We start from the raw sequence: 22,947 nt of genomic DNA, 5'->3' as shown, positions 1-22,947 counted from the left end.
AGCAAAAGTTGCCGGTAGCAGAAGGCTTAGGGCGTATGCCAAAGCGAGGTAAAGGAGGCCGAGGCGGGGACGCGCCCCTGAGCCTGCTGCGGGTCGAAGCTACACCGCCGTCACGGAAGCTGCGCACTCCCCATGCGCCCGGCAATCACCTCTGCGCGACTGGCCAGGTAGCCAGAATTAGGCATTTTTTCGTAGTAGCGAGGACGCGGCAGCATCACGGCCAGGCGGGCGGACTCCAGGGTGCTAAGTTGCGAGGCTGGCTTGCGAAAATAGTGCTGCGCGGCCGCTTCAGCGCCAAACACGCCTTCGCCCCATTCCACACTGTTGAGGTACAGCTCCAGAATGCGCTGCTTGGACAGCAGTTGCTCCAGCACCATGGTCAGCACAAATTCCTGGCCCTTGCGCAGTAACGTGCGCTCACCTGACAAAAACAGGTTTTTGGCCAGTTGCTGCGTAATAGTGGAGCCGCCCACAACCTTGGGGGGCTTGGGCGGTTTGGCTGCGGGTTTGCCGGCGGCTGCTTTGGGGACGGGTTTTTGTTTTGCGGCGCGTTCTTCAGCCTTTGCGTTCTTTTCCCAGGCTTTTTCCAGTGCGTCCCAGTCAACACCGTCGTGGTTGCTAAAGCCGTCGTCTTCAGACGCAATCACGGCGCGTTTGAGGTTGTCTGATATCTGGCTATACGGGACCCATTGCTGGCGCCAGTGCAAGCCATCCTTCTCGGTGGCCAGACGCCAGGCTTCGGAACGCTGAAAGCTGCTGGATTGCGGTGCCACCACCGCCATGGTGGCGATGCGGGCCACAAAGAACAGCTGCAGTGCCACCAGCGCCACGGCTACCAATGACAGCCATCGCAGCAGCGGCTTCATGGGTGCGTGGACACGGCCGCTTCCAGGGTCTCGTCGCGGGTGAACTTGAAGCGGGAAACCACCAGAATCTGGTCCGCCTGGCGGCGCATGGCGGGGCTGAAGTTACCAAACGGGCCGGCCGATTTGGCAATGGCTGCCGCGTGGCGGTCAAGGGTGCGGTTGCCCGAGCTTTCCACCACCTCGGTGTCCAGTACCCGGCCGTTGTGGTTGACGGTCACGATCATCGTCAGCTCGCCGTAGAGCTTTTTGCCGCCGGCCTGCGGGAAGTTTTCGGTGCCCTTGTCTTCAATGGCGTGTCGCAGCGCATCGTAATACACGGCATACACCGCTTCACGCGCAGCCGGGCTGATGTAGCGCTTTTTGGGCTTGGCGTTTTGCTCGTTGATGCGGCGTTCAATCTCGGCCAGGATTTTGATCAATTGGCGCCGCTTTTCCTCGCGCTCTTGCTGCTCAGCCTTGCTGGCAACGCGGTTGGGGTCGGGTGGGGGCAGGGCGGCAAGCTGGTTCTTGACCTGGGTTAGCAGCAGGGTCTGCTGCTCTTGCAGGGTTTGCAGTTTGCGCGCGGCTTCTTCTTCGGTGGCATCGCCAAAGTCGGTCAGGGCCGAGGGTGGCAACGGGCTGGTGGCACGGCCTTTTTCGGCATCGCCGCCGCCCGCCAGGGAATGCTGGGCAATGGCCTGGGCCTTGACGGGCTTCTCGTCAGTGCGGGCGTTGACCAGAATTACTTCCAGGGGCGTGTCTTCAAACACCCGGTTGAAAGCCTCGGGGTCAACAAAACGCACCGTGAGCAGCACCGCATGCACCGCAGCGGATGCAAACAGGGCAATCTGAATGGTGCTGAAAGACCGCAGGTTCACGGAGCAGGATTATCGCTGGAAGCGTCGGCGGGTTCGCTGACGTCAACGGCAATAGCAATCGGGCCGGCTACTTCGTCGTCATCCTGCTCGTCAGCATCCGCGTTGGCATCTGCATCGGCAGGCTCATCAGCGGGCGCATCCAGGCGTTCCAGCACGGTGCCGTTGATGTCCAGGGTGATCAGGTCCATTTCGCCGAGCCTGACCCGCACCCGGGCACCCCGTGGCAGGTTCTGGGCGCCCATGATGGGCAACACCAAGGGCAGGGTGTCGGCACGTACCAGGTTGTCTTTGAAGGCGGTGGCCTCCAGTTCGGTGATGCCGTTTTGGCGCAGGTACTGCAGGGTCCAGAAGCGCTCCATGCCACTCTGGTAGCCGTTGTAAGCGCTGTAGGCCTCTTCAAAGCTGGAGATAATCGCAAACAGGCTGGCGTCCTTGGGCTTGAAGGGTGCGGCCAGTGCCGCCGCCTTGCCATGCTTCACGCAGGCAATGATTTGCCACTGGTTAACCAGGTCAACATAGCGGCGCAGGGGTGAACTACTCCAGGCGTAGCTTTTGACGCCAATGCCGGCGTGCGGCAAGGCCCTTGTGCCCATGCGCACCTTGATGCCCGGTGCCAAAGAAGCCTGGCTGCGGTAGATGCCGGGCACGCCCAGCTCGGCCATCCAGTTGCCCCAGGTGCTGTTGGCCAGAATCATGGCCTCGGCCACCAACAGGTCCAGCGGCGCACCACGCTGGCGGGTGCTGATTTGCACGGTCTCGTTGCCTTGTGGTTCGGCGCCGGCGGGGAATTCGTCATTGTTGACCAACCGGAAGCTGTAATCGGGGCGGTTAAAGGTTTCGGGCTTGCCGCGTACCACCTCGCGCTTGGCCTTCAGGTCTTTGGCCAAGCGGTATAAAAATGATAGCTGCTCGCGTAGCTCCGACGAGGGCTGGGATGCTATTTGACTAATACATGTTCTATCCTCAAGCCACTCCTCAGTCACCACGGCATCCAACTGGTCGTGGCGCAGGTTGTGGGCAATGGGCACGCGCTCGATGCGCGATTCGTGGCTGCGGATGTCCAGCGTGGCCTCATCCAGCGTGAGGTAGAGCGACAGCGCCGGGCAGTCGCGTCCGGCCTGCAGAGTGTAGGTTTGCACGAGCGCGTCGGGCAGCATGGTGACCTTGTAGCCCGGCATGTAGACGGTAGACAGGCGGTTGCGCCCGATCTGGTCTACCGCGTCGCCCGGCTGAATGGCCAGGCCCGGCGCGGCAATGTGGATGCCCACGGTAATCGTGCCGCTACCCAGGCCTTGCACAGACAGGGCGTCATCAATTTCGGTGGTGTGCGAGTCGTCAATCGAAAACGCCTGCACGCTGGCCAGGGGCAGGGCGCTTGCGTCAATGGCAGGGGCCTCCAGGGCCGGGAAGCCGGTGCCCTTGGGAAAACTCTCCAGCAAAAAGCGCTTCCAGTGGAACTGGTAGGGCGATGCAATGGCGCCAGACTTTTGCAGCAGCGCCAGTGGCGCGGTCTGGGTGGCACGGGCGGCCTCGACCACGGCCTTGTACTCGGGCGCGTTCTTGTCGGGTTTGAACAAAATCTTGTAGAGCTGTTCGCGGATAGGCTCGGGGCACTGGCCGCCTGCCAGTTCGTTGGCCCACTGCGTGATCTGCTCCACGATGGCCTTTTTCTTCTCAATGGCGGCCAGTGCTTGGGCGATCACATCGGCGGTTGCCTTGCGAAAGCGCCCTTTGCCGGCACGGCGAAAGTAATGGGGCGACTCGAACAGCCGAAACAACATGGCCGCCTGTTCAGACAGCGGTGCCTGGGCAGAGAAATAGTCGCGTGCCAGGTCGGCAAAGCCAAACTCCTCGTCGGGCGCAAATTCCCAGGCCATTTCCAGCTCAATGCCCTGGCTGGCCGCTTGCGCGGTGGCCATGAATTCGGCGGGTGCCGGTTTTTCAAATTTCAGCAGCAGGTTGGCGGCTTTGACCTTGACCCGCTTGCCGCTATCGAGCTCCACCTGTGCGGAGGTGTCGGCCTCGGACAGAATACGACCGGCCATGAATTTTCCGGCTTCATCAAACAATACAAACATAGGCTGGCATTGTCCCACGGCGCGCCAGGCTGACTGAGTGCCTGCGTCAGTTGTTGATGGGTGGTTACAACGGCTCAGATGCCGATATGCTCGGGGGGTGGGTTCAACAAGCGCCGGTGCGGCGCTGGGGCCACCAAGGAGTACCCAGGGTGTGGCGAGTACTGATTGTTGAAGACGACCCCCAGATGCGCGAGTTTTTCGCTGCCAGCGTGTTGCGCTCGCCCCAGTTGCAGTTGGAGACCAGTGTTGCCTGTGTGGCCGATGCCAAGGCCTACCTGGATCGTGCGGAACAGGGTGTGGACGTGTTGCTGACCGACCTGGGCCTGCCCGATGGCAGCGGCCTGGAGGTCATTCGTTACGCCCGCCAACGCCACCCAACGTGCGAGTCGTTGGTGATTTCCATGTTTGGCGACGAGGACAATGTGCTGGCCAGCATCGAGGCCGGCGCCTTGGGCTATATCCACAAGGATGCCGCGCCCGATGACATTGCCAACACCATTCTGGAGATGAAGGCCGGTGCCTCGCCCATTTCACCCATGATTGCACGCCGGGTGCTGTCCAAATACCGGTCTATGCAGTCAAATGAGGCTCTGGCCCTCGTACCTATTACACAAGAAGCTATCAAAGTTGAAGCAAATGAGGGGGAAAAAACCCTGCTGTCCCGGCGCGAGCAAGAGGTGCTGGAGTTGATCGCGCGCGGATTCTCCTACTCCGAAATCGCCGAACTCAAGAGTTTGAGCGTGCACACCATCCAATCCCATATCAAGAGCCTGTATGGCAAGCTGGAGGTGCACTCCAAGATGGAAGCGGTGATGGAAGCCACCCGCATGGGGTTACTACCGCAGCCCAGCATGGCACCCTCAGCCAAATGAACGGCTGGCACCGGCGCTGTAGGCCGGTTCGCACGGCCTGGTATTTGGCCCTGCTGTTGGGTTGGCTGGGGTGGTGGGGCTCCGCTTGGGCCACCACCGCTACAACCACCACCTTGACGCTGGACCGTGCCAAGACCACGGTAATGGTCCATGGCGAGACCATTCGCAGCGACGTGACCCTGCCCTATAGTTGGGACAGTTCCAATCCAGGGCAGCGCGGCGTCGCCACCTTCGACTTGGAATTTGCACTGCCCCAGGTGCCCGATGGCGGCGGGGGTATTTACTTGCCGAGCGTAGGAAACGCCTATGAAATTTGGCTCAACGGCACACTGCTGCAGCGAGTAGGCTCCATGGCGAGCCAGCCAAACGACTTGCAGGCGTACAACGGTAGCGACTCCGCCCGGGTGCCGCACTACGTCTCGGTGGCTGCAGGGCATTTCCAGGCTTTTAACCGGCTTCGCGTGGACATTCGGGCTGATATTGGGCGCCGAGGCGGGCTGGCACCGATCCTGATTGGTCCGCAGGATGAGGTGTTCCCGCTGTACACGCAGAACTACCGCTGGCGGGTCACCGCCGTGGCGGGCTTGGTCGCCTTCAGCCTGGTGGTGGGCTTGACGGCCTTGGCCCTGTGGAGTGGACTTGCCGGGCTGCACATGGTCGGGCGTTTGAGGCGCGACCCCCTGTACCTGCTTGCGGCTGTGGCCCAGCTTTTCTGGGCGGCTTACGTTGGCGACGGCTTGTTCGATGATCCGCCCTTGCGCTGGCCGTGGTGGGGCATTTTGCAGTCTGGCTCAATGGGTATATGGGGCAGCAGCATGGCGTTGGCCTGTATGGAACTGGCGGACTGGCGCGCGCAAAGCTGGGCTGTGCGCTTTCGGCGCTGGCTGCTGATCCTGATGGTGCTGTGCCCTGGTTTTGTCTGGCTGACGCTGGCACAGGGGCAAACACTGGCCCTGTCGCTGTGGTATGGCGCATTTGGTCTGAGCCTGCTGGTCTTTGTGCTTGTATTTCTGTGGTGTTCCGCGCGCCAGTCCCGCGTCGAGTATCGCGTTGTAGCGGTCGTGGGGCTCATCAATATCCTGGTGGCACTGCGCGACATTTATGTGTTTCGCATCGATCCGGTTTATGGTTCCTACGCATGGGTTCGCTATTCATCGGTCTTGTTTGGGCTGGCCTTGGGCTATGTGGCTTTGCTGCGCTTTCGCGCCACCAGCCAGCAGTTGCGGGATTTGCTGGCCAATCTGGCCTCGCGGGTGGCAGACAAGGAGCGTGCGCTGCGTGATAGCTATGACCGCCTGGAAACGCTGGCCCGCCAGCAGGAACGCACGGCTGAACGCAGCCGCATTTTGCGCAACATGCACGATGGGGTTGGTTCGCACATCAGCTCGGCCATGCGTCAGCTGCAAGCGGTGGACCAGAGTACGGGCACTGTCGACAAGAGCGAGGTGCTGCTGACCCTGCGCGACGCCATGGACCAGCTCAAGCTGTCTATCGATGCCATTCACCTGGTGCCGGGCGACGTGACGGCGCTGTTGGCGAACCTGCGCTACCGCCTGGGCCCGCGCTTCACCGCGATGGGCATTGAACTGCAGTGGGATGTGGACCTGCTGCCCCTGTGCCCCCAGCTGGACTCTGCCGCCATGACCGAGCTGCAGTTCATGCTGTTTGAGTCGCTGTCCAACGTCCTGCAGCACGCCCACGCCCAAGTGTTGCGGATCGAGGCCCATTCGCAGCCCGGGAACCGTATCTTTGTGCGGGTGATTGACGATGGCCGTGGCTTTGACGCTGAGTCCTGCACGCACAAGGGGCTGGCCAGCTTGCGCCAGCGCGCGACTGCCATGGGCGCCGAACTGGCCATTACCAGCGAGCCGGGTACGACCGTCGTGGAAATTCAGTTGACGGTTTAGTGTCCCCGGGCTGCCTTGGCGCGCTCCGGGCAGGGATAATGGCGCCTCGCTATGGCAACTGTTTTTGACAAACCCCCTCTTTGGCGGCGCATTGCGCCCTGGTTTCACGGCTTTGACGGCCCGTTGGCCTTTGCCGTCTTTCTGCTGGCCTGCGCTGGTCTTCTGATCATGTATTCCTCAGGGTATGACCACGGCACCCGCTTTGAGGACCATGCCCGCAACATGCTGATTGCCGCCACCATCATGTTCGTGGTGGCCCAGGTGCCGCCCCAACGCCTGATGGCTCTGGCCGTGCCCCTCTATATGGTCGGTTTTGCCTTGCTGATAGCGGTGGCGGTGTTTGGCATTACCAAAAAGGGAGCGCGGCGCTGGATCAACGTCGGCGTCATCATCCAGCCCAGCGAAATCCTCAAGATCGCCATGCCGCTGATGCTGGCCTGGTGGTTCCAAAAGCGGGAGGGCCAGTTGCGCCCGCTGGACTTTGGCGTGGCCGCCGTGTTGTTGGGGTTACCGGTGGCCCTGATCATGCGGCAGCCGGATTTGGGTACCGCTCTCTTGATTTTGGCGGCCGGCACGTCGGTCATCTTCTATGCCGGCATGAGCTGGAAACTGGTCATTCCGCCGCTGGTGCTGGGCGTGGTGGGTGTGGTGCTGATCGTGGCCTTTGAACCGGCCCTGTGTGCCGACGGTGTTCGCTGGCCCATCCTGCACGACTACCAGCAGCAACGCATCTGCACCCTGTTGGACCCCTCGCGTGACCCGCTGGGCAAGGGCTTTCACATTATCCAGGGCATGATCGCCATCGGCTCGGGCGGTCTAACCGGCGTGGGCTTCATGAAGGGTACGCAAACCCATCTGGAGTTCATCCCCGAGCGCACCACCGACTTCATCTTCGCCGCCTATTCCGAGGAATTCGGCCTGTTGGGCAATTTGTTTCTGATCGCCGCCTTTATCTTCCTGATCCTGCGCGGGCTGGCCATTGCGCTGGAAGCGCCCACACTGTTCTCGCGCCTCTTGGCGGGCAGCGTGACCATGATTTTTTTCACCTATGCCTTTGTCAACATGGGCATGGTCAGCGGCATTCTGCCGGTGGTGGGTGTGCCGCTGCCCTTCATCAGCTACGGCGGCACTGCCATGGTGACCCTGGGGTTGGCGGTGGGCATCCTTATGGCCATTGCCAACTCCCGACGCCTGGTTCAGTCCTGACGCCTAGAATCGCCCCATGATTGCACGCGAACCCACGATTGATCGCCTGGCCATTGCCCAGCGCCTCCTGCTAACCCCTTTTGGTCTGGATGAGGGCCATCTGGCTCGCGCCCTGAATGAAATCAAGGCGCACCAGGTGGACGAGGCTGACCTGTATTTCCAGTACACCCGTTCCGAGGGCTGGAGCCTGGAAGAAGGGATTGTCAAAACCGGGTCATTTTCCATTGACCAAGGTGTGGGCGTGCGCGCCGTCAGCGGTGAAAAAACCGCCTTTGCCTACTCGGATGATATTTCCGAGGCCAGCTTGCTCGACGCGGCCCGTACCGTGCGAACTATTTCGAGTGCAGCCCTCGCCAAACGGACCAAGGTAGCTTCCAAAAAGATAGCAAAATCGCGCGCCCTGTACCCCGAGCTGGACCCCATCACCACGCTGGACAGCACGGCCAAGGTGGAGTTGCTCGGCCGGGTGGAGAAACTGGCCCGCGCCAAGGACCCGCGCGTGGCGCAGGTCATGGCTGGACTGGCCAGTGAGTACGACGTGGTGCTGGTGGCGCGCGCCGACGGCACCCTGGCAGCCGATGTGCGCCCGCTGGTGCGCCTGTCGGTCACCGTGATTGCTGAGCAAAAGGGTCGCCGCGAGGTGGGCTCTGCCGGCGGCGGCGGGCGCTTTGGTCTGGCGTATTTTGACGACGCCCAGATCGAAAAATATGTGGATGAGGCCGTGCATGCGGCACTGACCAACCTGGACGCGCGCCCGGCGCCAGCTGGTGAAATGACCGTGGTGCTGGGCCCGGGCTGGCCGGGTATTCTGCTGCACGAAGCCATTGGCCACGGCCTGGAGGGCGACTTCAATCGCAAGGGCTCCAGCGCCTTCAGCGGGCGTGTGGGCCAGCGCGTGGCTGCCAAGGGCGTCACCGTACTGGATGATGGCACGCTTGCCGACCGGCGCGGTTCGCTCAACGTGGACGACGAAGGCAACACCAGCCAGCGCACGGTGCTGATCGAAGACGGCATTCTCAAGGGCTATATCCAGGACGCCATGAATGCGCGCCTCATGGGCGTGGCCCCTACCGGCAATGGCCGGCGCGAAAGCTATGCCCATGTGCCCATGCCGCGCATGACCAATACCTACATGCTCGGTGGCGACAAAGACCCGCAAGAGATTGTGGCCAGTATCAAAAAGGGCTTGTACGCCACCAACTTTGGCGGCGGCCAGGTGGACATCACCTCCGGCAAGTTTGTGTTCTCGGCAAGCGAGGCCTATTGGGTGGAGAACGGCAAGGTGTTGTTCCCGGTCAAGGGTGCGACTCTGGTGGGCAGCGGCCCGGAATGCCTCAAGCGCGTCAGCATGATCGGCAACGACATGAAGCTCGACAGCGGCGTTGGCACCTGTGGTAAAGAGGGCCAAAGCGTGCCGGTGGGCGTGGGTCAGCCCACGCTGCGTCTGGATGGATTGACGGTGGGCGGCACCGCCTGACGCCGCCCTGCGGGCTGCAACGAAGCTACGGGGGCCGGAACATGCACAGCGACGACTCGACCCCCCTGTCACCACATGTGCCAGATGAATCCAGTGCCGGCCGCGCCCCGCCAAGCCTGACGACCGCCCAGTCCATTGGCCAATACAGCCAGTTCATGCGTTCGGCCGTGGCCGACGAAGAATCCCTGCAGGTTGGTGAAAGCCTGCAAGCCCTTGCAGTGCAGATTGAAGCCCTGGTGGGCATGTTGCAGCTGTCGCGCGGCACAGACCCGGCGCGGCTGGCAACAGCCCTGATTGATTTGGTAGGCGATCTGCGCACCCACCGGGCCCTTCTGCTGGGAGTGGGCGTGGATTGGCACCGTTTCTTTGAGTTTGACGCCCACTTCTCCGCGCTCAACCAATTCCGCATTCTGGTGACGCAGTGGGCCATGGAAGCCGCGCCACCCAATCGTCAGGTACCGGTTTTGGCCGATTTTGACCTGGCCGCGTGGCGTTTGCTGGGCGCTGGCTCCTTGTTGCTTGATGTCTATGAACAATCCAAATTGGATGCTGCCCCGTACGACGAAGAGTTGCAGCCGCTCTCGACCTGGAGTCGCTGGCGAGCCTGGTGGATGCGCCAGCGGATCAAACGCCAGGTGGTGCGAAAGGAAGGCCGCCGAGGCCGCCGGCGCACCGACTAACGTGCTGTCAGCTGGGGCTGCGCTGAGTGTGCTACAGTAAAAGCATGCAAATTGGGCGTTCTTACTTTAGCTACTTTTGGTTCTCACACGCAATGGCGGTCGAGAGAATTGAGCGAGCCTGAACACCAGACGCACCCAATCTTCCCAAAACCGCCGGCACCCCCGGCGGTTTTTTTTGGCCCAACTTTAGCCCCTATTTTTTTCTTCAGGAACGACACATGACTACAAAGACATCTTCCCCATCGGACGCGTGGTACCCCAATGCCCCCCAGCAGACCGACCGCACCAGCCAGACCGATGACGAACGCATCAAGGACATTACCGTGCTGCCGCCTCCCGAGCACCTGATCCGCTTCTTTCCGATCCAGGGAACGGGTGTGGAAAAACTCATCACCCATACCCGCCACGCCATCCACAACATCATTGCCGGCAAGGATGATCGTCTGCTGGTCATCATTGGCCCGTGTTCCATCCACGATCCGGCAGCGGCACTGGACTATGCGCGTCACCTGAAAGTTCAGCGCGAAAAGTACAAAGACACGCTGGAAATTGTGATGCGCGTGTATTTTGAAAAACCCCGCACCACCGTGGGCTGGAAGGGGTTGATCAACGATCCCTACCTGGACGAGAGCTTTCGCATCGACGAAGGCCTGCGCATTGCGCGCCAGATGCTGATCGAGATCAACCGCCTGGGCCTGCCCGCCGGCAGCGAATTCCTGGACGTGATCTCGCCCCAGTACCTGGGCGATCTGATTGCCTGGGGCGCCATTGGTGCACGCACGACCGAGAGCCAGGTGCACCGCGAGCTGGCCTCTGGGCTGTCGGCACCCATTGGCTTCAAGAACGGCACTGATGGCAATATCAAGATTGCCACCGATGCCATTCAGGCCGCTGCGGGTGCGCACCACTTTTTGTCGGTGCACAAAAACGGCCAGGTGGCCATCGTGCAAACCAATGGAAACAAGGATTGCCACGTCATCCTGCGCGGTGGCAAGGCACCCAATTTTGACGCTGCCAGTGTGGCTGCGGCTTGCAAAGAATTGGAAAAATCCAAATTACCCGCCACGCTGATGGTGGACTGTAGCCATGCCAATAGCAGCAAGCAGCACGAGAAACAGATGGACGTGGCACGCGACATCGCCAGCCAGATTGCAGGCGGCTCACACAGCGTGTTCGGTGTCATGGTGGAAAGCCACCTGAACGCCGGTGCACAAAAGTTCACACCCGGCAAAGAGGATGCCGGCAAACTGGAATACGGCAAGAGCATTACCGATGCCTGCCTGGGCTGGGACGATTCGGTGGCTACGCTGGAAGTTCTGTCCAGCGCGATCCAGGCGCGCCGGCAGCGTTAGAAACTCACATCAGGCTGTGCACCCAGGCCTGGGCTTCTTCCATGGTGGTGCAGATGCGAAAGGGGCGCTGGATCAAGGTGTAAACCCGCTCAAAATGGGGTGCCATGATCTTGCCACCTTCCACCTCGGGCCCCATCACAAAGGCAGTGGCCACCGGCTCCAGGTTGGCCGGTTTAGGGCTTTGCATGAGTTGGGTGTAGCGCTGGATGGCTTCTCGTGGGCACATGGCGCTGTTACGCAAGGTGCAGATGCTGGCCCACCGGCCAGAGAAGGGTGGCAGTGACGTCAAAAACTCCATTTGCGCCACGGCCATGCAGTCAAACACTTCGGCGTTGAACGGCCCTGTCGCCTCGTACTGCAATACACCATTTTCCATCCACATGTCGACACGCCCATGCGGACGAAAGCGCGTTGCGTCAACCTGGGTGGTGCTGATGACCGACGGCGTTGGACGTGTCATGGTGGCTGGAAGTTTACTGCGAATTGATGGTGACGCCACCCGAGCCTACGGCCACGTACTGTGCCAGTCCGCTGATGACGGCGTACAAGTCCGTCGTGGTGCCACTGGCGCGGCTTGTCCAGGTAATGCCGTCCACACTGGTGGCAATGGTGCCACTTGCACCGGTTACCAAAAACTGGGTGGAAGCGGCACTGACCGCGAGCAGGTTTGACTGTGTGGGAGAGGCTTGTGCCGTCCAGGTGGCGCCGTTGTCGGTGCTACGCAGAATAGTGCCACTATCACCCACCGCGACATAGGTGTAAGTCGTATAGGCCTGCACCGCCACTGCACGCAGGTCGGCCGTGGTGCCGGAGGCTGCCGCTGTCCAGGTGACACCGTCTGCGCTGGTGAGCACGGTTCCACCAGCGCCAACGGCAACCCAGTAGCCTGCAGCCGTATAGGTAATGCCATACAGGTTTTGCGTGGTGGGCACGGTAACGCCGGTCCAGACAATGCCATCGGCGGTGCTGCGGACGGTGCCGTTGTTGCCAACCACGATGGCAATGGTTCCATTGCTGGCAATGGCGTTCAGATTTTGACCAGTGGCTGCATTCGCCGGTGTCCAGGTATTGAGGTCGGTACTGGTGTAGATGATGCCACTGGCGCCCACTGCCATGTACTTGCTCAGGTTGTAAATCACCGCGTTGACATTGGTGTTGGGAACCGAAGCAGCAGCCGTGAAGGTCAACCCATCCCTGCTCTTGAAGGCGCTGCCGTTGTCACCGGCTGCCAGGTAGTAGCCCAATGAATCCGCCGTGCTGAGGCCGTAGGTAATGCCGCGCAGCGTGTCGCTACCCAACACCTGAGGGGCCGACCAGGTTGCACCGGCGGGACGGGGGATGATGGAAACGGAGGGGCTGCCGGGGCCGCCAGCAGCATCACCTGTGCGGCCATTGACCGTGAACCCATAGGTGAAGCCGTTGACCAGTCCAGTGACGACATAGGGGGACGACACATTCATTGCCGCCACAGAACCCGGAAAATTGGTCCAGTTGGCGGTGGTGATGGCGCTGGTGGTGGGCGCGTAAAACACCCAGTACTTCACATTGGGGTCCATTTGCCACGTGACCGTGGCCTTGCCGTCACCCGGCGATACCGCGATGCCTCCCGTTGGGGCTGGCGCCGGATCGCCACTGCCCCCACAGGCAGTAACCAGCACGGCAACGAAGAGGGCGGCAAGTGCCTGGCGCACGGAAGATAAGAACATGTAGAACCACCTAAAAGAAGTAGATGGTGGATTTTACAAGCGCGTCACACCCATGCGCATTCGCAGGTGAAGTGGCGCAGAAACGGGGGCTGCTTGGTGATCTTGACGCCACGGATGCTGGCGGCATGTTGCTTGACCTCGGCAATCACTTCAGCCGCATAGTCAAAGTGCGATTGCGTGTACATGCGCCGCGGGAAAGCCAGGCGCACCAGTTCCATGGAGTGGAAGGTTTCGACCCCGCTCTCCAGACGCTTGCCAAACATGACGGAGCCGATTTCCACGCCGCGAATGCCACCTTCCAGGTACAGTGCGTTGCACAGTGCCCAGGCTGGGTAGTGCTCCACCGGCATATTGGGCAGCACGGTGCGTGCGTCGATATACACCGCATGGCCACCGGTGGGTTTGACAAAGCTCACGCCGGCTGCTTCCAGGCGCTCCCCCAAGTACTCGGCGGTGCGCAGTCGGTAGCGCAGGTAGTCCTCATCCATGCCCTCTTCCAGACCCACGGCCAGGGCTTCCAGGTCGCGCCCGGCCATGCCGCCGTAGGTGGGGAAACCTTCCATCATGATCAGGCCGTTGCGTACGGCATCCAGCCACTCATCGCTGCGCAGCACGATAAAGCCGCCAATGTTGACCATGCCGTCCTTCTTGGCGCTCATGGTGCAGCCGTCGCAATAGGAGAACATTTCCTGCACGATGGTTTTGATGGGCGTGTTTTCATAGCCCGGCTCGCGCATCTTGATGAACATGGCGTTTTCCGAGAAGCGGCACACGTCCATGATGAAAGGTTTGCCGTACTTCTTGAGCAGGGCGGAGTAGGCGCGGATATTGGCCATGGACACGGGCTGGCCGCCACCGGTGTTGTTGGTCACGGTGATCATCCCAAACGGAATGCGATGGCCTTCTTTTTGCAACAGGGCCTCGGCCCGGGCGATGTCAATATTGCCTTTGAACGGGTAGATCAGTGCCGGTTGCAAGCCTTCTGCAATGACCAGATCGACCGCTTCAACACCCATGTATTCCAGGTTGCCACGGGTGGTGTCAAAGTGGCAGTTGTTGGGTACCAGGTCGCCCTTTTTGCAAGCGGCGGTAAACAAGACTTTCTCGGCGGCGCGACCTTGGTGGGTGGGTACAAAGTGCGGCATGCCGGTGATGTCCTGAATCACCTTTTCCAGCCGGTAGTAGCTGCGTGCACCGGCGTAGCTTTCGTCGCCCTCCATGATGGCACCCCATTGCTTGGACGACATGGCGCCAGTGCCGGAATCGGTCAGCCAGTCGATCAGCACGTCTTCGGCGCGCAGTTTGAAAACATTGAGTTTGGCGGCTTCCAGCAGGCGTATGCGTTCCTCACGGGTGGTCATACGGATGGGTTCAATGCTCTTGATGCGAAACGGTTCAATCAGGGTTTTGGGCATGGTGGCTCCGGTGTGTGTTCATACAAGGAGGCAAAGTTATCACCACAGAAAAGGTCGTTGTGTCGGTTATTTCCAACACAGCCTAAAAAGAGCGCAGATTGTGTTTTGCGCCGTTTGCGTCAATAGTCTTAAGGCAAGATTGGCCTCTAGCCCTCTTCCAATCTAGTTAAGACGCTATATTTTTAAGAGCATGTAGCGTCACACTGTTTTACTTGCCGTTGGCCGCTTCTGCGGCTGCCGTGTCTTCGGCAATTTTGCGCTTGAAGTAGCGCAGAAAGAACACCCCCATGCCCAGCATAAAGACAATGCCACTGATGCTCATCAGGCCGTAGTCGGTGGAAAACAGGTCAGTGAGAAGTTTCATGGGTCAGCTCCTTGGGTTAGAGGTCCCAGTGTGCATCCGTTGCCACGCCTGAATATTGATGTAAGTCATGTTTGGTCCGACCAGGCGCGCACTATTTGTTCGTGGGCTTAAGTCCCTCCAGTCGCGCCTTGAGAAAACCGCCAGTGCCGTAGCGTGTGACCCGGCTGTAGAAGCGTTCGGTCAGGCGCTTGACCATGGCGGAGTAGTCGTCGATCAGTGGTGGCAGGATGCTGCAGCTATCGTAGTTGACCACGACGGCCACGCGCTGCCCCAAGGGCTCCAGCAGGGCAGTCAGGTGCTGTTCGATGTCGACGATGTCGCTGGGCTGGTCCACTGCCAGTCCTTCGAAATTGATGAACAGCAGTCGGTGCTCGCGGTCCAGCTCGCAGCGCTGCTCCAGTGGCGTGGCCAGCAGGCGTTCGCGCAGGCCCACGGGCTCCTCGGCAAACAGGGCGGCGTCCATCAGACGCAGGTGGGGGCTGATGGCGGGCATGAAGTCCATGTGGGCCAGAACGTCGCGCTCCAGGTCGATGCCGGGGGCGATTTCGATCAGCTCCAGACTGCCCTGGTTGCCATCGGGTTTGAGCTGGAATACGCAGCGCTCGGTGACGTACAGCACGCGCTGGCCGCGCTTGCAGGCTTCGCGGCCACTGAAGGTGCGGTGCTCCACCGCCTGCACGAACTTGCGCGTGCTGCCCTCGCTACGGATCTGCAGGCGGCCGTCCTGCAGGGACACGTCCAGGTCACATGCTGTGAAGGTGCCCACCAGCACCACGGTTTTGGCGTTCTGGCTGATGTTGATGAAGCCGCCGGCCCCGGCCAGGCGCGGACCGAACTTGCTTACGTTCAGATTGCCCTGGGCATCGGCTTGGGCCAGGCCCAGGATGGCAATATCCAGACCTCCACCATCGTAAAAGTCAAACTGGTTGGGCTGGTCGATCACCGCCTGCGAATTGACCGCAGCACCAAAGCTCAGGCCGCTGGCCGGGATGCCGCCAATCACGCCCGGCTCGGCCGTAAGGGTAACCAGGTCGATGATCTTTTCCTCGGCGGCCACGCGGGCCACGCCCTCGGGCATGCCGATCCCGAGGTTGACCACCGCGTTGGGGCGCAGTTCCAGCGCTGCACGGCGGGCGATCACCTTGCGCTCGCACAGGGGCATTGCGGCCAGCGAATCCTGGGGCACGCGGATCTCGCCGGAATAGGCCGGGTTGTACTGCTCCGAAAAGGTTTGCATGTGGTGGGCCGGGTCGGTAGCCAGTACAACCGCATCCACCAGCACGCCGGGCACCTTGACCAGACGTGGGTGCAGGGTGCCGCGCTCGGCAATGCGCTCCACCTGGGCGATGACGATGCCACCCGAATTGCGGGCCGCCATGGCAATTGCCAGCGCTTCTAGCGTTAGCGCTTCGCGCTCCATGGTCAGGTTGCCATCGGGATCGGCCGTGGTGGCGCGGATGATGCCCACCGAGATGGGAAAGGCCTTGTAAAACAGGTATTCCTTGCCGTCCACTTCCATCAGGCGCACCAGGTCCTCGGTGGTGCGGGCGTTGAGCTTGCCGCCGCCCCAACGTGGGTCGACAAAGGTGTCCAGTCCGACGTGGGTGAGGGTGCCGGGCTTGCCCGCCGCAATGTCGCGAAACAGGTGGGCAATCACGCCTTGGGGCAGGTTGTAGGCCTCAATGGCGTTGTCGATGGCCAGTTTCTGCAACGCCGGCACGAGACCCCAGTGGCCGCCGATTACACGCTGCACCATGCCGGCGTGGCCCAGGTGGTTGAGTCCGCGGGTGGCGCCGTCGCCCTGGCCGGCAGCGTAGACCAGGGTTAGGCTGCGCGGCGAGCCGGTGCCGGTTTCCTCCTCTGTGCCCAGAAAGCGCTTCTCCAGCGCCACGGCAATGGTCTCGGCAAAGCCGATGCCGACGAAGCCGCCGGTGGCGACCGTGTCGCCATCGTGGATCAGGCGCACCGCCTCGGCGGCGGTGACGACCTTGTTGCGCTGGGCACCCTGGGGTGTCGTGTGGTTGAACTGCGAGTGCACCGTTGTCTCCTGGCTGAGCGGTCTCAGGGGCTGGTGCCGGGGGCACCGGTCTAAGCCGCTTTCTGGTTATCGTGCGGGCGCCTACTGGCGGCTTCTTCATCGGTTTCCTGCGTGGTGCGGGGTTGGTCGCTGTGCGATACCGGGTAACTGTCGGCCTGGTAGCTGGGGCCTTTCATCACCATCACGATGATGCAGCCAATGGCCACCGTAAGCACCATAGTCCAGTGGAATATCAGCACGGCGTAGATGAAATAATCGGCCATTTGCAGCCAGCGGGCCTCGGCGGAACCGTCTTGTGGCGCATCCATCAGCGTGTGCAGGACCAGCAATGCCAGCAGAAGCAAGACGGTGCCCAGCACTGCAATCCAGGGCAGTTTGCGCCACAGCTTCCACTCCAGACCACTGGCGGCTCGGTGGCTGTTGGGTACTTTTTGCAACCAGTTCATGGCGAATTGCGTAAGGCGCTTATTGGTTCTGCAGTGACGTTATCAGTTTTTGGTGGATGCCGCCAAAGCCGCCGTTGCTCATGCACAGGATGTGGTCGCCGGGTTGCGCCTGCGCCAGTACCAGGGACACCAGGGTATCAACGTTGTCTGCCACCTGGGCACGCGCACCCATGCTGGACAGGGCTTCGCGTGCATCCCAATCCAGCCCGCCGCTGTGGCAAAAGGCCAGGTCGGCTTCTTCCAGACTCCAGGGCAATTGGGATTTCATGGCGCCGAGTTTCATGGTGTTGCTGCGTGGCTCGAACACGGCCAATATCCGCGCCGTGCCCACTTGGCGGCGCAGGCCGTTGATGGTGGTGTGGATGGCGGTGGGGTGGTGGGCAAAGTCGTCGTACACGGTGAGGGGGGTTGTATCGGCGCCCTTTAATGGCACGCTGCCTCGCACTTCCATGCGGCGCTTGACGTTCTGGAATCGTCCTAGCGCCTGAGCGGCCACGGCGGGTGGTACTCCCACGTGGTCGGCGGCGGCAATGGCGGCCAATGCGTTCAACTGGTTGTGCACCCCAGTCACCGTCCAAGCGACGTGACCCACTACCTGGCCGCGCTGCAGCACATCAAACGCATGGGGCTCGCCCTGGGCAGTAAAGTCGCTCACGGTGCTGCCAAAGCTGCGCACCTCGCTCCAGCAACCCAGGTTGAGTACGCGGGTCAGGCTTTCTTCCAGCCCATTGACCACGATGCGGCCCGAAGCGGGCACGGTGCGCACCAGGTGGTGGAACTGGCGCTCAATGGCGGCCAGATTGTCAAAGATGTCGGCGTGGTCGAACTCCAGGTTGTTCAACACCGCTGTGCGGGGGCGGTAGTGCACAAACTTGCTGCGCTTGTCGAAGAAAGCCGTGTCGTATTCATCAGCCTCAATGACGAATAACGCAAGGCTGTGTGGCTGCGGGCTCTGCGCAGGTAAAGGAGGAGTCCGCATAGCGGGCGGGGGACACGGAGCAGAGTCCGCAGCCACACTGCCGCCACCCAAGCGCGCGGAGACGCCAAAGTTCAGGGGCACCCCGCCCACCAGAAAACCGGGTTGCAGCCCGGCGCATTCGAGTATCCAGGTCAGCATGGCAGTGGTCGTGGTTTTGCCGTGGGTGCCGGCGATGGCCAGCACGTGGCGCCCCTGCAGCACGTGTTCAGACAACCACTGAGGACCGCTGGTGTAGGGCGCGCCGGCATCCAGAATAGCCTCCATCAGCGGGAATTTGGGTGAACCATCGGCTAGCCGCGCGCGGCTCACCACATTGCCAATCACGTACAGGTCGGGTTGCAACGCCATCTGCTCGGCGCCAAAGCCTTCAAGCAGTTCAATACCCAAGGCGCGCAACTGGTCGCTCATGGGAGGGTAAACGCCGGCGTCACACCCGGTAACTTTGTGGCCAGCCTCTCGCGCCAGCGCGGCCAGGCCACCCATGAAGGTGCCGCAAATGCCAAGAATATGAATGTGCATGGGCATATTCTACGGGGCTACTATGTGTCAAATGGGGTGCTAGCCCTCGAAAATTGTACGTGGGTAGCTATCAAAACGTGAGCATTCCCCGGCTGACACGCGACAGTTGGGTGCAAGGGCACAATACAGGCATGGACACGTTGAAAGAGGAACTGGCCGCTGTTGCGGCCCGCTTGGTGGTGGAAGAGGGGTTGGACTACGCGGCGGCCAAGCGCCGAGCCGTCAAGCAGATGGGGCTGCCCAGCCGCACGGCATTGCCCGACAATGAAGCCATGGATAGGGCCGTTGAAGACTACATTGCGGTGTTCTGTGCTGACACCCAGCCGGTCGAACTGCAGGCTCTGCGCGCCTTGGCGCTGGTGTGGATGGAGCGCCTGGAGCGTTTTCGCCCCCACATTGCCGGTGCCGTGTGGCATGGCACGGCCACCCGCCGGTCCGATATTTATCTGCAATTGTTTTGCGATGACTCCAAATCAGCAGAGATCAGCCTGATTGACATGAACATTCCTTACGAGCCACGCACCGTAACCGGCCTTCATGGTGAACCGGTCGACGCCCTGAGCGTGCATGTGGTTTGCCCGGAGCTGCATGAGCAGGTGGGTCTGCACCTACTGGTATACGACCTGGACGACATGCGTGGCGCCATGCGCGCGGACAGCCGCGGGCGGCGTCCCCGTGGTGACGCGGCAGCGTTGCGCGGTTTGTTGCATGATGTGGGTCCATGAACGCGCCCAACCCGAATCCTTCTCCTCCACAAGCCGCCCTGTCGGACACACGGCGTCGCCTTCTGTTGGGTGGCACGGCTGTTGCCGCAGGTCTGGCCGGCGGTAGTGCTGCCTGGTGGCGGCTCCATGTGCCGGACGGGCCACCACCGAGTGCGCCCACCCAGGGGTTTTGGGACCACCGATTTGACACGCCTGACGGCTCCACGGTAGCAATCCGCTCATTTCAGGGACAGCCGTTGTTGGTTAACTTTTGGGCAACCTGGTGCACCCCGTGCGTAGAAGAACTTCCGTTAATCAACAACTTTTATCGTGAAAACAAGGCAAATGGATGGCAAGTTCTGGGTTTGGCAATTGACAAACCGGCTCCAGTGAGAGCGTTTTTGCAAAAAATGCCCCTGGATTTCCCGATCGGATTGGCAGGTTTGACGGGTGCAGAATTGAGTCGTGGCTTAGGCAATCTTGTGGGCGGATTGCCGTTTTCTGTGGTGCTCGGGCGTGATGGCATGGTGTTGCAGCGCAAAATGGGTCGAATCACCCCTGACGATTTGTCCAACTGGCTTCGATTAAAATGAGCACTTCAAACACCTGAATGCGGGTGTTTGTCGCTGTGACTCGGTATTTGGCGTCGAAAGATCGGCGAAATACCCTGGTTTTTAACGGCAATATCTCAATATTTATCGACAGATAGCGTATTTTTGCTGTAAATTCGCGCTCTTACTATATTTCGACCGTTGGAGATGATATGGATTTGCGCAAACTCAAGACCCTGATTGACCTGGTATCGGACTCCAATGTGTCCGAGCTTGAAATTACCGAAGCCGAGGGCAAGGTCCGTATCGTAAAGGGTGGTGGTGCCGTCGTTCACAGTTACGGAACTGCCCCAGTGTATGCGCCACCCGCTGCGGGCCCGGGTCTCGCCGCCGCCCCGGTTAGCGCGCCGGCCCCGGCAGCTGTCGAGGTGGACACCAGTCACGCAGTCAAGTCGCCCATGGTGGGCACCTTTTATCGCTCGTCATCGCCTGGCGCCAAGCCCTTTGTGGAAATTGGCTCGGTGGTCAAAGAAGGCGAAACCATCTGCATCATTGAGGCCATGAAGATCCTCAATGAGATCGAGGCCGACAAGGCCGGCACCATTACCCGCATTCTGTGTGACAACGGACAGGCGGTTGAGTACGGTCAGCCCTTGTTCCATATTGAGTAAGCCGTCACAGGCATTTCCATGTTTAAAAAAATCCTGATCGCCAACCGTGGCGAGATTGCGCTGCGAATCCAGCGTGCCTGCCGTGAACTGGGTATCAAGGCGGTGATGGTGTATTCCGAAGCCGACCGCGAAGCCAAATACGTGAAGCTGGCCGACGAGGCCGTTTGCATCGGCCCGGCGCCTTCGGCCCAGAGCTACCTGAATGTGCCAGCCATCATTTCTGCAGCCGAAGTCACCGACGCGGAGGCTATTCACCCCGGGTACGGTTTCCTGAGTGAGAACGCCGACTTTGCCGAGCGCGTAGAAAAAAGTGGCTTTCAGTTCATCGGCCCCTCTCCCGACTCCATTCGTATCATGGGTGACAAGGTGTCGGCCAAGCAAGCCATGATTCGGGCCGGTGTTCCCTGTGTACCAGGCTCGGAGGGTGAACTGCCCGACGATCCAGCCCTGATTCGCCGCATTGCCAAGGCTATTGGTTACCCCGTCATCATCAAGGCGGCAGGTGGCGGTGGCGGACGCGGCATGCGCGTGGTACACACCGAAGCGGCCCTGATCAACGCCGTGGCAATGACCAAGGCAGAGGCGGGTGCCGCCTTTGGCAATCCGGCTGTTTATATGGAGAAGTTTCTCCAGAACCCGCGCCACATCGAAATCCAGGTGCTGGCCGACAAACATCGCAACGCCGTGTACCTGGGTGAGCGCGATTGCTCCATGCAGCGGCGCCACCAGAAAATTCTGGAAGAAGCGCCCGCGCCCGGCATTAACCGCAAGCTGATTGAGCGCATTGGCGAACGCTGTGTAGCTGCGTGCAAAAAGATTGGTTATCGTGGTGCCGGAACGTTCGAATTTCTGTATGAAGACGGCGAGTTTTATTTCATCGAAATGAACACCCGGGTTCAGGTGGAGCATCCGGTCACGGAAATGGTCACGGGCATCGACATCGTGCGCACCCAGATCATGGTGGCTGCGGGTGAGAAACTGCCTTTCACGCAGCGGCAGATTGAAATCCGCGGCCACGCCATTGAGTGCCGTGTGAATGCTGAAGACCCCTACAAATTCACCCCTTCACCGGGTCGCATTACGACCTGGCACGCACCCGGGGGACCGGGCGTGCGCGTGGATACGCACATTTACACGAACTACTTTGTTCCGCCCAACTATGACTCCATGATCGGCAAGATCATTGTGCATGGCGATACACGCGAGCAGGCCATGGCGCGGATGCGCACGGCCTTGGCTGAGACAGTGGTCGAAGGAATCAACACCAATATTGCTCTGCACCGTGAGTTGATGGTGGACGCCAGCTTCATGATTGGTGGCACCAATATCCACTACCTGGAGCAGTGGCTGGATCAGCGCAAGCGTTGATTCGCATGGCTATGTTTGAAATCAGCCTGATGTGCCCAGAGGACCGGGTGGAGCATCTGAGCGATGCGCTGGCCGCCCTGGACGCCCTGAGCGTCAGTGTCGAGGACGCCGACGCCCAGACGGATGCCGAGCAAGCACTGTTTGGCGAGCCCGGTATGCCACCGCCCAAGGAAGGCTGGCAACGCTCCCGTGTGGTGGCCTTGTTTGCCGATGAACCGTTGGCCCGTGAAGCGGCTGCATTGTTGCAGGCGCAGGACTTTTTTAGTGTCTGTCAGGTGCTGGCACTGGCACCCGTGCCCGAACAGGACTGGGTGCGCCTGACCCAGTCGCAATTCGCGCCGGTGGACATTACGCCGGAATTCTGGATTGTTCCGACCTGGCACGAACCACCCGCCCAGGCACGTCGGGTGATCCGCCTGGACCCGGGACTGGCCTTTGGCACCGGCACCCACCCGACCACCCGCATGTGCCTGCGCTGGATCGCCACCCATGCCATGCCCAACCGGGTGCTGGACTATGGCTGTGGCTCCGGCATTCTGGCTATCGGTGCAGCCAAATTTGGCGCCACCGATGTGGTGGCGGTCGACATTGATGATGCAGCGGTTCAGTCCACCGAGCTGAATGCTGCAGCGAACGCAGTTTCCATACAGGCGGGTCTTCCAGATCGGGCCGACGGCGTCTATGGCGTGGTGTTGGCCAATATTCTGGCGACGCCACTTAAAGTACTGGCGCCGTTGCTGTGTTCCCATGTCGCACCGGGTGGGCATTTGGTACTGGCCGGTATTTTGGAGCGCCAGGCCGATGAACTCATGGCGGCCTACGCGCCATATTGCAGCCTGGCCGTGGCTGACCGAGAAGACGGCTGGATACTGATGACGGCAACGGTGTAGA

21 protein-coding genes are annotated in these 22,947 nt (G+C 60.8%); 11 read left to right on the top strand and 10 right to left on the bottom strand.

The window, feature by feature from the left end:
* Positions 1 to 110: 110 nt before the first annotated feature.
* From IPI80_RS01615 to IPI80_RS01605, 3 genes are read right to left on the bottom strand one after another with little or no spacing between them, the layout of a single operon-like run.
* On the bottom strand, positions 111 to 866 hold the full coding sequence (locus tag IPI80_RS01615) for a transglycosylase domain-containing protein (protein ID WP_413856512.1): 756 nt from the start codon (positions 864 to 866) through the stop codon (positions 111 to 113).
* Positions 863 to 1,717: an energy transducer TonB gene (locus IPI80_RS01610; protein WP_413857566.1), complete on the bottom strand. Its 855-nt coding sequence runs from the start codon at positions 1,715 to 1,717 to the stop codon at positions 863 to 865. The genes IPI80_RS01615 and IPI80_RS01610 overlap by 4 nt, the downstream gene beginning before the upstream one ends.
* A 2-nt stretch (positions 1,718 to 1,719) precedes the next feature.
* The gene (locus IPI80_RS01605; protein WP_413856510.1) at positions 1,720 to 3,801 is read right to left on the bottom strand and encodes a ribonuclease catalytic domain-containing protein; all 2,082 of its coding nucleotides are present in this window, start codon (positions 3,799 to 3,801) and stop codon (positions 1,720 to 1,722) included.
* A gap of 149 nt (positions 3,802 to 3,950) precedes the next feature.
* On the opposite strand from IPI80_RS01605, the gene IPI80_RS01600 reads away from it, so the two are divergent.
* The 6 genes from IPI80_RS01600 to IPI80_RS01575 all read left to right on the top strand — a co-directional run bounded on the left by IPI80_RS01600 (position 3,951) and on the right by IPI80_RS01575 (position 11,295).
* On the top strand, positions 3,951 to 4,673 hold the full coding sequence (locus tag IPI80_RS01600; RefSeq protein ID WP_413856508.1) for a response regulator: 723 nt from the start codon (positions 3,951 to 3,953) through the stop codon (positions 4,671 to 4,673).
* Positions 4,670 to 6,580: an ATP-binding protein gene (locus IPI80_RS01595; RefSeq protein ID WP_413856506.1), complete on the top strand. Its 1,911-nt coding sequence runs from the start codon at positions 4,670 to 4,672 to the stop codon at positions 6,578 to 6,580. Before IPI80_RS01600 ends, IPI80_RS01595 begins: the two co-directional genes overlap by 4 nt.
* A 51-nt stretch (positions 6,581 to 6,631) precedes the next feature.
* Positions 6,632 to 7,786, top strand: a complete 1,155-nt coding sequence (gene rodA, locus IPI80_RS01590) for a rod shape-determining protein RodA (protein ID WP_413856504.1) — start codon at positions 6,632 to 6,634, stop codon at positions 7,784 to 7,786.
* A 16-nt stretch (positions 7,787 to 7,802) separates the two neighbouring features.
* Positions 7,803 to 9,263 (top strand): metalloprotease TldD, encoded by a 1,461-nt coding sequence (gene tldD, locus IPI80_RS01585; protein ID WP_413856502.1) that lies wholly within the window; start codon positions 7,803 to 7,805, stop codon positions 9,261 to 9,263.
* Between the two features lie 41 nt (positions 9,264 to 9,304).
* Positions 9,305 to 9,943 carry a hypothetical protein gene (locus IPI80_RS01580; RefSeq protein ID WP_413856500.1) on the top strand — a complete coding sequence of 213 codons (639 nt, stop codon included), beginning with the start codon at positions 9,305 to 9,307 and terminating at the stop codon, positions 9,941 to 9,943.
* Positions 9,944 to 10,161: 218 nt separating this feature from the next.
* On the top strand, positions 10,162 to 11,295 hold the full coding sequence (locus tag IPI80_RS01575; protein WP_413856498.1) for a 3-deoxy-7-phosphoheptulonate synthase: 1,134 nt from the start codon (positions 10,162 to 10,164) through the stop codon (positions 11,293 to 11,295).
* Between the two features lie 4 nt (positions 11,296 to 11,299).
* On the opposite strand, the gene IPI80_RS01570 is transcribed toward IPI80_RS01575, so the two are convergent.
* The 7 genes from IPI80_RS01570 to mpl form a co-directional block, all read right to left on the bottom strand.
* The gene (locus IPI80_RS01570; protein ID WP_413856496.1) at positions 11,300 to 11,755 is read right to left on the bottom strand and encodes a hypothetical protein; all 456 of its coding nucleotides are present in this window, start codon (positions 11,753 to 11,755) and stop codon (positions 11,300 to 11,302) included.
* Between the two features lie 13 nt (positions 11,756 to 11,768).
* Positions 11,769 to 13,001 (bottom strand): WD40/YVTN/BNR-like repeat-containing protein, encoded by a 1,233-nt coding sequence (locus IPI80_RS01565; RefSeq protein ID WP_413856494.1) that lies wholly within the window; start codon positions 12,999 to 13,001, stop codon positions 11,769 to 11,771.
* 44 nt (positions 13,002 to 13,045) lie between these two features.
* Complete coding sequence (locus tag IPI80_RS01560; protein ID WP_413856492.1) at positions 13,046 to 14,416, bottom strand: tryptophanase; 1,371 nt, start codon at positions 14,414 to 14,416, stop codon at positions 13,046 to 13,048.
* A gap of 208 nt (positions 14,417 to 14,624) precedes the next feature.
* Positions 14,625 to 14,780 (bottom strand): DUF3149 domain-containing protein, encoded by a 156-nt coding sequence (locus IPI80_RS01555; protein ID WP_413856490.1) that lies wholly within the window; start codon positions 14,778 to 14,780, stop codon positions 14,625 to 14,627.
* A gap of 91 nt (positions 14,781 to 14,871) precedes the next feature.
* On the bottom strand, positions 14,872 to 16,818 hold the full coding sequence (locus IPI80_RS01550) for an acyl CoA:acetate/3-ketoacid CoA transferase (RefSeq protein WP_413856488.1): 1,947 nt from the start codon (positions 16,816 to 16,818) through the stop codon (positions 14,872 to 14,874).
* A gap of 50 nt (positions 16,819 to 16,868) precedes the next feature.
* The gene (locus tag IPI80_RS01545) at positions 16,869 to 17,264 is read right to left on the bottom strand and encodes a hypothetical protein (RefSeq protein ID WP_413856486.1); all 396 of its coding nucleotides are present in this window, start codon (positions 17,262 to 17,264) and stop codon (positions 16,869 to 16,871) included.
* Between the two features lie 19 nt (positions 17,265 to 17,283).
* The gene (gene mpl, locus IPI80_RS01540; protein ID WP_413856484.1) at positions 17,284 to 18,762 is read right to left on the bottom strand and encodes a UDP-N-acetylmuramate:L-alanyl-gamma-D-glutamyl-meso-diaminopimelate ligase; all 1,479 of its coding nucleotides are present in this window, start codon (positions 18,760 to 18,762) and stop codon (positions 17,284 to 17,286) included.
* Between the two features lie 131 nt (positions 18,763 to 18,893).
* Between mpl and IPI80_RS01535 the strand changes: the two genes are divergently transcribed.
* The 5 genes from IPI80_RS01535 (at position 18,894) to prmA (ending at position 22,946) form a co-directional block, all read left to right on the top strand.
* Complete coding sequence (locus IPI80_RS01535) at positions 18,894 to 19,487, top strand: hypothetical protein (RefSeq protein ID WP_413856482.1); 594 nt, start codon at positions 18,894 to 18,896, stop codon at positions 19,485 to 19,487.
* Positions 19,484 to 20,059, top strand: coding sequence for a TlpA family protein disulfide reductase (locus IPI80_RS01530; protein WP_413856480.1), 576 nt, complete (start codon positions 19,484 to 19,486; stop codon positions 20,057 to 20,059). The genes IPI80_RS01535 and IPI80_RS01530 overlap by 4 nt, the downstream gene beginning before the upstream one ends.
* Positions 20,060 to 20,229: 170 nt before the next feature.
* Complete coding sequence (gene accB / locus IPI80_RS01525; protein WP_413856478.1) at positions 20,230 to 20,688, top strand: acetyl-CoA carboxylase biotin carboxyl carrier protein; 459 nt, start codon at positions 20,230 to 20,232, stop codon at positions 20,686 to 20,688.
* Positions 20,689 to 20,706: 18 nt separating this feature from the next.
* Positions 20,707 to 22,056 carry an acetyl-CoA carboxylase biotin carboxylase subunit gene (gene accC / locus IPI80_RS01520; RefSeq protein WP_413856476.1) on the top strand — a complete coding sequence of 450 codons (1,350 nt, stop codon included), beginning with the start codon at positions 20,707 to 20,709 and terminating at the stop codon, positions 22,054 to 22,056.
* Positions 22,057 to 22,067: 11 nt separating this feature from the next.
* Positions 22,068 to 22,946, top strand: a complete 879-nt coding sequence (prmA, locus tag IPI80_RS01515; RefSeq protein WP_413857564.1) for a 50S ribosomal protein L11 methyltransferase — start codon at positions 22,068 to 22,070, stop codon at positions 22,944 to 22,946.
* Position 22,947: the final 1 nt, after the last annotated feature.

Source organism: Candidatus Aalborgicola defluviihabitans (assembly GCF_016705985.1).
Taxonomy (GTDB): domain Bacteria; phylum Pseudomonadota; class Gammaproteobacteria; order Burkholderiales; family Burkholderiaceae_C; genus Allorhodoferax; species Allorhodoferax defluviihabitans.
Note: the sequence above shows the minus strand (reverse complement) of the source record. Positions and strands in the feature narration are given on the sequence as shown.